11 protein-coding genes are annotated in these 11,785 nt (G+C 68.2%); 5 read left to right on the forward strand and 6 right to left on the reverse strand.

The features are described 5' to 3' along the window. Nucleotides 1-53 precede the first annotated feature (53 nt). On the forward strand, nt 54-1,010 hold the full coding sequence (locus EV645_RS16120) for an NAD(P)H-dependent flavin oxidoreductase (protein ID WP_130444518.1): 957 nt from the start codon (nt 54-56) through the stop codon (nt 1,008-1,010). Here EV645_RS16120 and melA read toward each other — a convergent pair. The 6 genes from melA to EV645_RS16150 all read right to left on the reverse strand — a co-directional run bounded on the left by melA (nt 974) and on the right by EV645_RS16150 (nt 7,161). After that, nucleotides 974-2,263: an alpha-galactosidase gene (gene melA, locus EV645_RS16125; RefSeq protein ID WP_130444520.1), complete on the reverse strand. Its 1,290-nt coding sequence runs from the start codon at nt 2,261-2,263 to the stop codon at nt 974-976. The genes EV645_RS16120 and melA overlap by 37 nt on opposite strands. Beyond that, complete coding sequence (locus EV645_RS16130; RefSeq protein ID WP_130444522.1) at nt 2,260-3,174, reverse strand: carbohydrate kinase family protein; 915 nt, start codon at nt 3,172-3,174, stop codon at nt 2,260-2,262. The genes melA and EV645_RS16130 overlap by 4 nt, the downstream gene beginning before the upstream one ends. Before the next feature lie 122 nt (nt 3,175-3,296). After that, a complete protein-coding gene (locus tag EV645_RS16135) occupies nt 3,297-4,115 on the reverse strand; it encodes a carbohydrate ABC transporter permease (protein ID WP_130444524.1) in 819 nt (272 codons plus the stop codon). After that, entirely contained in the window at nt 4,112-5,035 is a 924-nt protein-coding gene (locus EV645_RS16140; protein WP_130444526.1) for a carbohydrate ABC transporter permease, read from the reverse strand. Before EV645_RS16140 ends, EV645_RS16135 begins: the two co-directional genes overlap by 4 nt. After that, complete coding sequence (locus EV645_RS16145) at nt 5,035-6,327, reverse strand: ABC transporter substrate-binding protein (RefSeq protein ID WP_130444528.1); 1,293 nt, start codon at nt 6,325-6,327, stop codon at nt 5,035-5,037. The genes EV645_RS16140 and EV645_RS16145 overlap by 1 nt, the downstream gene beginning before the upstream one ends. 30 nt (nt 6,328-6,357) lie before the next feature. Next, nucleotides 6,358-7,161: an endo alpha-1,4 polygalactosaminidase gene (locus EV645_RS16150; RefSeq protein ID WP_242000450.1), complete on the reverse strand. Its 804-nt coding sequence runs from the start codon at nt 7,159-7,161 to the stop codon at nt 6,358-6,360. Between the two features lie 281 nt (nt 7,162-7,442). On the opposite strand from EV645_RS16150, the gene EV645_RS16155 reads away from it, so the two are divergent. Genes EV645_RS16155 through EV645_RS16170 form a run of 4 tightly spaced genes read left to right on the forward strand, consistent with a single transcriptional unit; the run spans nt 7,443 to nt 11,770 of the window. Then, nucleotides 7,443-8,015, forward strand: a complete 573-nt coding sequence (locus EV645_RS16155; RefSeq protein WP_130444532.1) for an OsmC family protein — start codon at nt 7,443-7,445, stop codon at nt 8,013-8,015. Between the two features lie 30 nt (nt 8,016-8,045). Next, the gene (locus tag EV645_RS16160; protein WP_130444534.1) at nt 8,046-9,242 is read left to right on the forward strand and encodes an NAD(P)-binding domain-containing protein; all 1,197 of its coding nucleotides are present in this window, start codon (nt 8,046-8,048) and stop codon (nt 9,240-9,242) included. Beyond that, nucleotides 9,239-10,357 (forward strand): NAD(P)/FAD-dependent oxidoreductase, encoded by a 1,119-nt coding sequence (locus tag EV645_RS16165; protein WP_130444536.1) that lies wholly within the window; start codon nt 9,239-9,241, stop codon nt 10,355-10,357. Before EV645_RS16160 ends, EV645_RS16165 begins: the two co-directional genes overlap by 4 nt. A gap of 33 nt (nt 10,358-10,390) precedes the next feature. Next, on the forward strand, nt 10,391-11,770 hold the full coding sequence (locus EV645_RS16170; RefSeq protein WP_130444538.1) for an AAA family ATPase: 1,380 nt from the start codon (nt 10,391-10,393) through the stop codon (nt 11,768-11,770). Nucleotides 11,771-11,785: the final 15 nt, after the last annotated feature.

The following is an 11,785-nucleotide window of genomic DNA, read 5'->3' on the forward strand; positions in this document are numbered from 1 at the left end:
ACTCCCTCGATGCGCAGGGACGGGCCGAGGTTGTGATGGGCGATGATGAGCACATGTGGCTGACGGAGACGTTCGGGCTGTCCGTGCCGGTGATCGGTGCGCCGATGGCGAATGTGAGTGGCGGCCGGCTGACCGCGGCGATCTCGACGGCGGGCGGGCTGGGGATGCTCGGCGCCGGCTCGGCGGTGACGGCTGACTGGATCCGGACCGAGGGCGCGATCGCGGCGGAGAGCGGCAAGCCGTACGGGATCGGGCTGATGGCGTGGTCGGTGCAGGAGCGCCCGGAACATCTCGACGCCGTGCTGGAACTGAAGCCCGCCCTCGTCTCGCTCAGCTTCGGCGACTACACGCCGTACGTCGGGACGCTGCAGGCAGCCGGGATCCTGGTCGCAACCCAGGCAGGCACGGTCGCGGATGCGCGCGCGGCAGTTGATGCCGGCGTGGACGTGATCGTGGCGCGCGGCGCCGAGGCTGGTGGTCACGGGCGGAATGCCGTGGCGACGTTGCCGTTGCTGCAGGCAGTCCTCGACCTGACTGACCTGCCTGTGCTCGCGGGCGGCGGGATCTCCGGAGCACGCGGTCTGGCTGCCGTCATGGCGGCCGGTGCTGCTGGTGGATGGATCGGGACGGCGTTCCTCACCTGCGTCGAGGCACAGACGAAGGAATCGGCGCGTCGGGCGATCATCGCGGCCGACGAGACGGCCACCGTCTACGGCACGGTCTTCGACGCAGCATCGCGGGCTGGGTGGCCGGACGAGTTCGGTGGCCGGGCGCTGCGGAACGCGTACTTCGACACCTGGGAAGGCCGGGAGGACGAGCTGAAGTCGGACGACACCGGCCACGCCGAGTACGTCGACGGCAGCAAGACCGCCGACCCCGCCCGCGCGTCGATCTACGCGGGCGAGGGCGTCGGAGCGTTGACCGGTGAGCCGACCGCGGCCGAGGTGCTGGCCGGCTTCGCGTCGTACCGCGACTACTTGAGGGCCGCCCTCAACGACGGGTCCAAGTAGTTGTTGTGGGCAACGACCAGATCGTTGCACAGGGCCCAGATCTTCTCGACCGGTAGCGTCCCGGCAGTAGCCGGGTCGACCATGACGGCCTGCCGGATCGCGCGCGGGTCCTGGTCGATGGCGGCCTGGACGGTCAGCTCGGCGACGTTGAGGTACGAGCGGTTGAGGGCGGCGCACTGGGGTGGGAGTTCGCCGACTGCGGTGGGTTGGACGCCCGTAGCGTCTACCAGGCTGGGGACCTCGACGGTGGCCCTGGACTGCAGGTTGGGGATCAGGCCGGTGTTGGGGACGTTGGCGTAGACGGTGCGTGGGGTGCCGGTCACGATGCTGTGGATGATTTGCGGGGCGTACTCCATCGTCGGGTCGACAGTCAGCGGCTCGCCTGCCTTCAGGGCGCCGCGGGTCTGTTCGTAGGACGCGACGTTCTCCGCGACGATCTCCAGGTAGGCGCCGATCGGCAACCGCAGGCGGTCGACTTCCGAAGCATGGCCGAGATACCACGGGACGTACTCCGAGGAATGTTCGCTCGTCTCCGTCGGGTAGAAGCCGAGCCGTCGGTACATGTCGACGCGCACCCGCCGCAGTAGCTCGGGATCCGCGGCGATGGCCTCGTCCAACCGGTCGTACAGGTTCTCGGCGCCGCGTTCGAAACGCAGTACCCACGACTGGTGGTTCACGCCGGCGGCCAGGTAGGTCACGTCCTCGTACGGGACGCCGACCAGCTCGGACAGGCCCTGCATCGTCCAGTAGACCGAGTGGCAGAGGCCGACGACGTTCCGCACGCCGAGGGCCTTCAGGTACCAGACGTTCATCACCATCGGGTTGGTGTAGTTCAGCAGCCACGCGTCCGGGCAGACGTCGGCGATGTCCGCCGCGAGCCCACGCAGTACCGGGAAGGTCCGGAGCGCGCGGAACACGCCGCCGACGCCGAGCGTGTCCCCGATCGTCTGCCGGATGCCGTACCGCGCGGGGATCTCGAAGTCGAGCTTGGTCGCCTCGCCCATCCCGACCTGGACGATGTTGATCACGAAGTCCGCGTTCTCGAGGGCTGCCCGCCGCTCGAGGTGCGCGGTGATCTGCACCGGCCGGTCCTGAGCCAGGTACGACGCGGCCGCTGCCGCCGTGTCGAGCCGCTCGGGGTCGATGTCGTGCAACGCGATGTGCAACGGACCGAGGTCGAGGTCGAACAGGTCAGCCAGCAAGCCCTGGGTGAACACCACGCTGCCGGCCCCGATGAAAGCAATCTTCGTCATGCTGTGGCTTCTTCCCAAGTCGGTTGAGCGGCGGTTCCGCCGGCGGCGCGGGTGGAGAGCGAACCGCAGGCGGCCGCGATCGCCAGGGCACGGTCGGGTTTCATCCCGTTGAGTACGGCGGCCACCCAGCCGGCGTCGAAGCTGTCACCGGCGCCGACGGTGTCGACCGTTTCCACTTTCACGGCCGGTGCGGTGATGACCCTGGATCCGTTGTGGGCAAGAGCGTCTTCCGCGCCGTTCTTCACCACCACGAGCGGACCACGGCGGGCCAGGATGCCGGCGGCGTCCACGACCGAGTGATGGCCGGTCAGCGCGAGGGCCTCGGCGGCGTTCGGCAGGAAGTAGTCAGTCACGCGCAGGATCGGGTCGAGAACCGTCCGGTCCCACGTGCCCGCCGGGTCGTCGTTCGGGTCGAGCGAGGTGGTCGCCTTGGCAGCCTTCGCTTGCTTGAAGATCCCCGCCAAGCCGACCGCCAACTCGGGCAGCAGATAGAACGACGCCGCATGCACGTGCCGCGCCGAGCAGACCATACGGTTTGGTATGTCGTCCGCCGTGACGGCCGGCAGACAGCCGGGGGAGGTGAGGATCGCGCGATCGTCGCCCGACGTGAGGATGGTGGTGAGCGGTGTCGGGAGGGACGGGTCGGTCACCAGCGCGGACACGTCGACCCCGCGCTCGGCGAGCGTCGTACGGACGAAGGCCCCGGCGGCGTCGTCACCGACCCGGCCGGCGAATGCGACGCTCAACCCGAGTCGGGCCGCGCCGCACGCCATGATCGAAGCCGAGCCGCCGAGCACGAGCGATCCGGAAGGAACCAGCCGTTCCTTCTGCCCGAAGAGGATCGGTTGCGCGACCGGCCCGACCACCACGTCGGGATTCGCGTCACCGATCACGAGAAGATCGATGGTCATGGGGCCTCCCGGCCTGGACTGAGGAACGGAGGGAGCGAAGCGACCGGAGCGACGAGGGAAGGCCGGGAGTTACAGCCCCATGACCCGCCGCGACGGAGTCGTGGCATCAGTAGAGTCATAGATCAGCCTTTGAGTCCGGTTGAGGCCAGAGAGCGGATGAACGCCTTCTGGGCAAGGAGGAAACCGAGCAGCACCGGCAGCACGGTGATCACGTTGCCTGCCATCACCGCCGCCCATTGGGTGTGATGCTGGCCCTGGAAGGTGGTCAGGCCGAGCTGCAGCGTGTACGTCGAGTCGCTGTTGATCGCGATCAGCGGCCAGGTCAGGTCGTTCCAGGTCGCGAGGAACGTCAGCACGGCGACTGTGCTCAGCGCCGGCCTGGCCAGCGGCAGCACGATCGAGATCAGGATCCGCAGCCGACCGCACCCGTCGATCCAAGCCGCTTCCTCGAGCTCGCGGGGGAGCGAGACGAAGAACTGCCGGAACAGGAACACCGACAGCGGCGTGACCAGCGACGGTACGATCAGCGCGCCGAGCGTGTCGATCAGCCCGAGATGCTTCATCACCAGGAACGTCGGGATCATCGTCAGCTGGAACGGGATCACCATCGTGGCCAGCATCAGCCCGAGCACGATCTTCGACCCGGCGAACCGGATCCGCGCGAACGCGTACCCGCCGAGCGAACCGAGCACCAGGTTCGCCGTCACCGCGACCGCCGAGACGATGAACGAGTTCAGGAACCACCGCGGGAACAAGGCGTTCCCGAGCACGTACCGATATCCGCCGAGGTTGATCCCGTGCGGCCACAGCGCCGGCGGAAACCGGTTGATCTCCGCGTTGCTCATCACCGAGCTCACCAGCAACCACACCAGCGGCAAGGCAAACAGCAAAGCCAACGGTGCAAGGACGAAATGCCAAGCACTAAAGGGCAATCGCTTCATCGAGCAGCCACCCTTCGCCGGTAGATCTGCAAGGCCACGCCGACCACCAGCAATGCGACTGCCAAGGTGTACGCCGCTGCCGCGCTGTAGCCGGCCGTGAACGTCTTGAACGCCTTCTCCCAGATGAAGTACACGATCACTGTCGTCGACCCGAGCGGGCCGCCCTTCGTGGTCACGAAGACCAGATCGAATACCTGCAACGCGTTGATCGTCTGGAACAGCACCAGGAAGATCGTCACCGGCGTCAACGCAGGCAGTGTCACATGCCGCAGTACACCCCAGCGCCCGGCGCCGTCGATCCGCGCTGCCTCGACCAGCTCGCTCGAAACTCCTTGCAGGCCGGCCAGATAGACGATCACGCAGAACCCGGTCCCGCTCCACAAGGAGATCGCGACCAGCAGATAGAGCGCCTGCCCCGGATCGCTGAAGAACCCCTGCGCGGGCAGCCCGAGCTTGTGCAGCACCGAGTTCGCGACACCGAACTCCGGGTCGAGCACGAACGAGAACAGCACGCCCTGCGCCGCCGCCGACACCACGAACGGCACGAACACCAACGTCCGGTACAACCCGATGAACGCGATCTTCCGATCCAGCGCGATCGCGATCGCCAACCCCGCGACCACGCTCAACGGCACATACAGAACCGTGTAGATCAGCGTGTGCGAAACCGCCGACCCGAACGCCGGATCCTTCAGCAGAGCCTTGTAGTTCGCCAGCCCGACCCACTCGCTGGGCGACACCAGATCGTTGACCTGGAACGACAACAGCAACGACCACAAGACCGGTACGACGCTGAGCCCGAGGATGATGACCACCGACGGACTGACGAACGCCCACCCGGTCGCACCTTCGCCCCGCGCGCGCCGCTTCGCTGCCTTGCTCCGCGGGTCGACCGTGAAGGTGCCGACCACACTGGCCATCAGTTCGGCACCGCCAGCACCTGGTTGCACTGGTCAACGGCCTGCTTCAACGCGTCAGCGGGGCTCGCCTTCCCGAGCAGCACGGAGGCAATCGCCTCGCCCAGGTGCTGCGAGATCTGCGGGTACGTCGTGATCGTCGGCCGCACCTTCGCCGTGTCGAGCGCCTTGACGAACACGTCCAGCCCGTTCGTCTCGGCGGAATGCTTCTTCCACTGCGGCAGGTCGGCTGTGGCCTTCGTGATCGGCAGGCTGCCGCCCTTCATGTCCCACTGGATGTCCTGCGCCGGCTCGGCCAGCCAGGCGACGAACTCGGTGGCAGCCTTGACCTTCGCCTTGCCGTTGTCGAAGACCGTCCAGGTGTCCGGCCCGGAGATCGTCAACGGCTTCCCGGAGTACGACGGCAGCGGTACGACGCCGTAGTCGAGGCCGGCGTCCTTCAGCTCCGGGAGCTGCCAGGGGCCGGTGGCAACCATTCCCATCCGCCCGCCGAGGAAGACCTGGTACAGCTGCTCGCTGCCGGGCTTCGGGTCGACGTACAGCGACTTGTCGGTGCGGAGCCGGTCCAGTGTGCCCAGCGCCTGTGCGCCGACCGAGTCGAAGCCGACCTTCTTCCCGTCGCCGCTGACGACGTCGCCGCCGAGGTCCCAGATCATCGGCCAGATCCGCCAGACGGTGTCCTCGTCGCCGACACCCGGCCAGCCGGTGCCGAAGATGCCCTTCGCCGGGTTCGTCAGTTGCTTCGAGGTCGCAACGAAGTCGTCCCAGGTCCAGCCGTCCTTCGGCGGCTGGACGCCGGCCGCGGCGAACAACTTCTTGTTGTAGACCACGCAGAGCGAGTCGAGCAGGGCCGGCGCGGCCCGGACCTTGCCCTTCACACTGACCGCGTCCTTCGCGGCCGGCCAGTAGTCGTCGATCTTCAGGGCGCCGGTCAGGTCGGCGACCTTCGGGCTCTTCGTCAGGCTGGCGAGGTCCGACCCGAAGATGTACGCGATATCCGGGTAGGACCCCGCCGCCAGTCCGGCGGTGACCTTCTGCAGCATGCTGTCCGCGGTGACCCCGCCACCGCCGCCGACCACCTTGATCTTCGGATGACTGCTGTTGAACGCGGTGATCAAGGAGTCGATCGCGGCCTTACCGGTGTCGACCTGACCGTGCCAGAGGTCGAGCGTGACGACACCGTTGGCATCTGCGCCTTCGTCGTCGTTCTTGCCGCACGCGGCCAGCGAGCCCGCGACGGTTGCGGCGGCCGCGGCCCGGAGGACGTCGCGGCGGGACAGAGTTCGAGCATGCATGAGGGTCTCCAGAGCGATGGAGGAGGGAATTCAGCAGGTCTTGCGGACGTATCCGGGTTCACCCGGAGTCGAGACGTCGACGTCGCGCTGCACGATCGTCAACGTCCCGCCGTACTGCGAGCAGGCCGTGGACCGGCCGCTGTTGGTGTACTCGATCACGATCACGTTGTTGCCAAAGGCATCGACGTAGTCACCGCACTCGTCGTACTGGCCGCACTCCTCGGCGACCGCGAAGTCCAGGCCGATCGCCTGCCGGGAACCGGCCAGTTCGACCGTGTTCTTCTGTGCGATGGCCAGGTTCTTGGAGTGCGCGTGCGTGGCGAGCAGCGTCAGGTACGCCTTCGCGTTGCCGGCGGTGAGGAGCTTCTTCGAGCGTGTGTAGCTGTCGTAGTTGTCCGGCTCGATCGCCTTGTACCCCTTGGCCGCGCAGCCGTCGATCCAGCCGTTGACCTTGGCGGCGATCCGGCTCCGCTTGTCCGCTGTACGGAAGTCGAGCAGCGGTTCGCCCCAGTCCTGGTCGATCACGAGCTTGCCCTTGGCGTCGCGGAGCAGCAGGTCGGCGTCCCACTGTCCTTGTTCGCCGGGCTGGACCTGGAAGGCGTTGACGTAGCAGATGTTGTAGAGGCCGGCTGCCGGTGCGGCGGTCCGGTCGCGGGTGACCACCTGGACGCCGGCGGGCGGCGTATAGGCCCCGCCGATCTGGTAGTCGAACTTGGCGTGCGTCGGCGGAAGCGTGACGGCCGCGTCGGCTGAAGTCCGGATGAGCACGGTTGCGGTGACTGCCAGGGCGGTGGCCGCCATACCGGCGAGGAGGCGGCGAGAGAGTCTGGACACGATTTGCTCCATCGGTCCCGGGGACGCGACCCCGCCTCGGGTCTCACCTGAACCCTGGCGCCGGAAAACCGGACTTCAGGCCTTTGGCCTGCTACCGGCTGGGTGCGTCACTGCCGAACAAGTTAAGCGACGAGATGACCGTGCGGTCAAGGGGAACTTGCAAACAAGTGCGCGAATTCCCCCTGATAGCGCGGCATTGCGCATGGGAAGGTCGAGGGAAGAGCCCGGGAAGGCGGCCCTCCTAGCGTCCTCAGCAGACACCATCCACTGAGGAGGGAACCATGACCACCGCTACCGAGAGCCCACGCCGGAACGGCGTCGACACCGCAACGCTGTTCGCGACGATCGACGCCGTCAAGGGGCAGAACGAGATCGCCAAATTCCAGTTCCGGGCGAGCAACACCTGGGTGTCCGGGACGCACAGCCGCTCCACAGCGTCGGACTTCTTCGGCGCCATGCAGGAACTCAGGCACAAGTCCGACACCGTGGTCGAGTTCGACCACCCCGAGGTTCTGGTCGGAACGGACCACGGGCCGACGCCGGTGGAGTACCTGCTGCACGCGATCGCGGCCTGCCTGACGGCCGGCGTCGCCAACATCGCCGCTGCCCGGGGTGTCGAGCTCACCAAGGTCACGTCGACCGTCACCGGCGACATCGACCTGCTCGGAATCCTCGGCCTGTCCGACGGCTCGGTCCGCAACGGCTACGAGCAGATCCGGGTCGCGTTCACGATCGAGGGCGACGCGGACGAGGAGACTCTGCGCGGCATCGTCGAGCAGTCCCGGCGCCGGTCCGCCGTGTACGACGTCCTCGTCAACCCGACGCCTGTCGCCATCGACGTCACCTGCGCCTGACCGACCGCCGTACGAGCCGAGGGGACCGGGATGACCACCACCATCGACACCGTCGTGATCGGCGCAGGCCATGCCGGTCTCGCGGTCAGCCGGCTGCTCACCGAGGCCGGTCGCGATCATGTGATCGTCGACCGCGGCCGGATCGGTGAGAGTTGGCGTACTGCGCGCTGGGACTCGCTGCGGCTACTCTCACCGAACTGGATGATGCGCCTCCCACACTGGGAGTACGGCGGGCCGGACGTCGCCGGGTTCCTGCCGGCCCGCAGATTCGTCCGGCACCTGGAGCTCTACGCGGAGTCGTTCGGCGCGCCGGTCGTCTCCGGCGCCACGGTGCTCGAGCTGTCCGCCGCAGGGTGCGGTGCGTACCGTCTGGTCACGGACCGAGGAACGTGGCGTGCCAGGCAGGTCATCATCGCGACCGGTCCAGGAGTGCCCCGCGTACCGGCCGGGCTGCGTGAGGTCGTGACCGCTGCGGCCTATCGCAACCCGGCGCAGCTCGCGCCGGGAGGTGTTCTGGTGATCGGGGCGTCGGCCTCCGGCGTACAGATTGCCGACGAACTCAACCGGGCCGGTCGCGAGGTGTACCTGTCGGTCGGCCGGCACACGCGAGTGCCGCGCTCGTACCGCGGCAAGGATGTCTTCTGGTGGCTGGAGCGCACCGGGCGGCTGGCCCGCACCATCGACGAGGTCCGCGATCCGGCGTCGGCCCGGCGGGAACCGTCGATGCAACTGGCCGGCCGCGCTGGAGAGCTGGACCTGGTCACACTGCAGGCCGAAGGCGTCCAGCTACTCGGTCGCTTCGACGGAATGGACGGGAGCCGGGCACGCTTCCGGCCGGACCTGGCCGAGACTGCGGCCTCGGCCGATGCACGCATGAGCCGCCTGCTCGACGCACTGGACGAGTACGTCGGCGACGCCGCGCGCGAGCGGCCCGCCGCATTGGTGCCGCCCGCGCCGAGACCCGTCGTCGACCTTCATCGCGCAGGCATCAGCACCGTGCTCGTCGCCACCGGATATCGCCCCGACTATCCCTGGCTCCGCTTGCCGATAACGGGTCCGGACGGTCAGATCCAGCAGGTTCGGGGCATCACCGCGGCACCTGGTGTGTACGTCGTCGGCCAGCGCTTCCAGCATCGACGCGACTCGGCCTTCATCGACGGAGCGCGCCATGACGCGGCGTACGTCGTACAGCATTTGCTGGCGTACCGGGCGGAGCCGGCCGCATGAACGCGCAGTACGACGTTGTGGTCGTTGGCGGCCGGGTTGCGGGAGCGTCGACGGCGATGCTGCTGGCGCGGGCAGGGGCCAAGGTCGCTCTGCTCGAGCGGTCCGCGTATGGCAGCGACACCGTCTCGACCCACGGCCTGATGCGCGCCGGCGCGACGCAGCTGTCGCGGTGGGGGTTGCTGGACAAGCTCACCGGTACGCCGCCGATCCGGAGTACGACGTTCCACTACAGCGATCGCGAGCCCGAGCAGGTGTCGATCCGTCCGGGTGGTGGGGTGGATGCCCTGTACGCGCCGCGTCGTCAACTCCTGGACCGGATCCTTGTCGATGCCGCGGCCGATGCGGGAGCGGAGGTACGGCATGGAGTAGCTGTCACCGACTTGCTGCGCGACGACAGCGGTCGGGTGACCGGTGTACGCCTGCAGGATCGTTCGGAGCTCACCGCGGGGATCACGATCGGCGCGGATGGAATCCGTTCGACCGTCGCATCGGCGACCGGCGCTCCCGTCGTACGTCGGGGTCGATCGTGCAGCGCCGTCCTGTACCGGTACTACGCAGGCGTGCAGACCACGGGCTACGAGTGGGCCTACGCACCGGGCGGGGCCGCGGGGCTACTACCCACAACGGACGGAGCGACCTGTGTCTTCGTTGCCACCACGCCCGCGCGGATGCGATCGCTCCGCCGCGAAGGTGCCGAGCAGGCCTTCGCGACACTGCTCGCGGACATGGCACCGAGCCTGACCGACTTGCTGATCCCGGCGACGCCTGTGGATCGGATGCACGGCTGGGCCGGTGCAGCCGGATTCTTCCGGCAGGCGGGGGGACCGGGCTGGGCGCTGGTCGGGGACGCGGGCTACTACAAGGACCCGATCACCACGCACGGAATGACCGATGCTCTGCGCGACGCCGAGCTACTGAGCGACGCCTTGACCGGACCGGGTCCGGTGCCGGCGGCGCTGGCGAAGTACCAGGCCACTCGCGATGAGCTCTCGATCGCGCTGTTCGAGGCGACCGAGTCGGTTGCGTCGTACACCTGGAGTCTCGACGAGATTCGGGAGCTGCTGCGGAAGGTCAGCTCGGCGATGAAAGCCGAGGTCACCCAGTTCGTGCTGTAGAGGGGGATTGCTCTGACGCCTACGATCCGAGATGTGCAGGTCAGCGTGCAGCTGCTGGGCGGCTTCGTCGTCCTCGTGAACGGTGCGCCGATCACCGCGGACCGGTGGACCCGGCGGGGTGCGGCCGCGCTGGTCAAACTGCTGGCCCTGTCGCCTGACGGCCGGCTCCACCGGGACCGCGTCGTCGATGCCCTGTGGCCGGAACTCACGGTGGACGTCGCGCTGCCACGGCTGCACAAGGCCGCGCACTATGCGCGCGGCGTTCTCGGTGATCGGGATGCCGTCGTGCTGAAGGGCGAGGTGATCGCGCTGTTCCCGGGCGCGCGGCTCGACGTCGACGCCACCACCTTCGAGGCCGCGGCCGAGGACGCGCTCGCCGTTGAATCGCCCGACTCCTGCGCCGAGGCCCTGAAGCTGGCCGGTGAGTTGTTGCCCGACGACCTGTCCGAGCCGTGGCTGGAAGAGCCCCGCGAACGATTGCGCCTGCGGGTCCTGCGCCTGCTGCGCGGTGCCGGCCGGTGGGAGGACCTCCTCGCCCTGGACCCCGCGAACGAGGAGGCACACGTCGAACTCCTCCGCGAATCCGTGCTCGCCGGAGATCGGACGAACGGGCTGCGTCGCTACGCCCGGATGGAACGAGTCCTGCACACCGAGCTCGGTCTCGCGCCTGGGCCGGAAGCCGTCGTACTGCGTGATCGCTTGCTGGCCGTCGATCCCGGACCGCAGCCTCCGCCAGTGGCCGCACCACCCCGCGATTCCGGCCGGACGCACTTGGTCGAGCGCGATGCGGAGCTAGCGCAGCTCGGTACGGCGTGCGAGCTGGCCGTCGACGAGGGGCGTGGTGTCGTCGTACTCGTATCGGGTGAGGCGGGCGCCGGGAAGTCTGCCCTGGTGCGCGCCTTCCTCGATCAGCTGGATCCCGCGATCCGGGTAGCGGTCGGCGGGTGCGACGACCTGCTGGCGCCGCGGAGCCTCGGGCCGTTCCGCGACATGGCGGAGAACGATGCCGAGCTGGCAGCGGCGCTGTCCGGCGACCGTCCGGCTGCGCTGCTGCGCGTGTTCTCCGAGCGCTCTTCGGTCGTAGTCGTCGAAGACATCCACTGGGCCGATGACGCCACCCTGGATGCGATCCGCTTCCTCGCGCGCAGGTTCCCCGGCATCCCTGCGGTGTTGGTGCTGACCTTCCGCGACACCGGGATCGATGCAGGCCATCCGCTGCGGCAGCTGCTCGGCAGTCTGACCGGTACGTCGGTCAGGCGGGTGCTCCTTCCGCCGCTGACCGTGGACGCGGTACGACGGCTTGGCGCGGTGGCTCCGGGGGAGGCGGTCGAGATTCATCGCGTGACGCAGGGGAATCCGTTCTTCGTCACCGAGGTGCTCGCCGGCGGCGGGACCGGCGGCGTCAAAGGCTAACTCCCACAGTGCTAA

It is taken from the genome of Kribbella rubisoli (assembly GCF_004217145.1).
GTDB lineage: Bacteria > Actinomycetota > Actinomycetes > Propionibacteriales > Kribbellaceae > Kribbella > Kribbella rubisoli.

Excerpts from the sequence above, each read along its gene's own strand:
- EV645_RS16120 (WP_130444518.1), top strand. The coding sequence starts at position 54 with ATGTGGCTGACGGAGACGTTCGGGCTGTCCGTGCCGGTGATCGGTGCG.
- melA (WP_130444520.1), bottom strand. The coding sequence starts at position 2,263 with ATGACGAAGATTGCTTTCATCGGGGCCGGCAGCGTGGTGTTCACCCAG.
- EV645_RS16130 (WP_130444522.1), bottom strand. The coding sequence starts at position 3,174 with ATGACCATCGATCTTCTCGTGATCGGTGACGCGAATCCCGACGTGGTG.
- EV645_RS16135 (WP_130444524.1), bottom strand. The coding sequence starts at position 4,115 with ATGAAGCGATTGCCCTTTAGTGCTTGGCATTTCGTCCTTGCACCGTTG.
- EV645_RS16140 (WP_130444526.1), bottom strand. The coding sequence starts at position 5,035 with ATGGCCAGTGTGGTCGGCACCTTCACGGTCGACCCGCGGAGCAAGGCA.
- EV645_RS16145 (WP_130444528.1), bottom strand. The coding sequence starts at position 6,327 with ATGCATGCTCGAACTCTGTCCCGCCGCGACGTCCTCCGGGCCGCGGCC.
- EV645_RS16155 (WP_130444532.1), top strand. The coding sequence starts at position 7,443 with ATGACCACCGCTACCGAGAGCCCACGCCGGAACGGCGTCGACACCGCA.
- EV645_RS16160 (WP_130444534.1), top strand. The coding sequence starts at position 8,046 with ATGACCACCACCATCGACACCGTCGTGATCGGCGCAGGCCATGCCGGT.
- EV645_RS16165 (WP_130444536.1), top strand. The coding sequence starts at position 9,239 with ATGAACGCGCAGTACGACGTTGTGGTCGTTGGCGGCCGGGTTGCGGGA.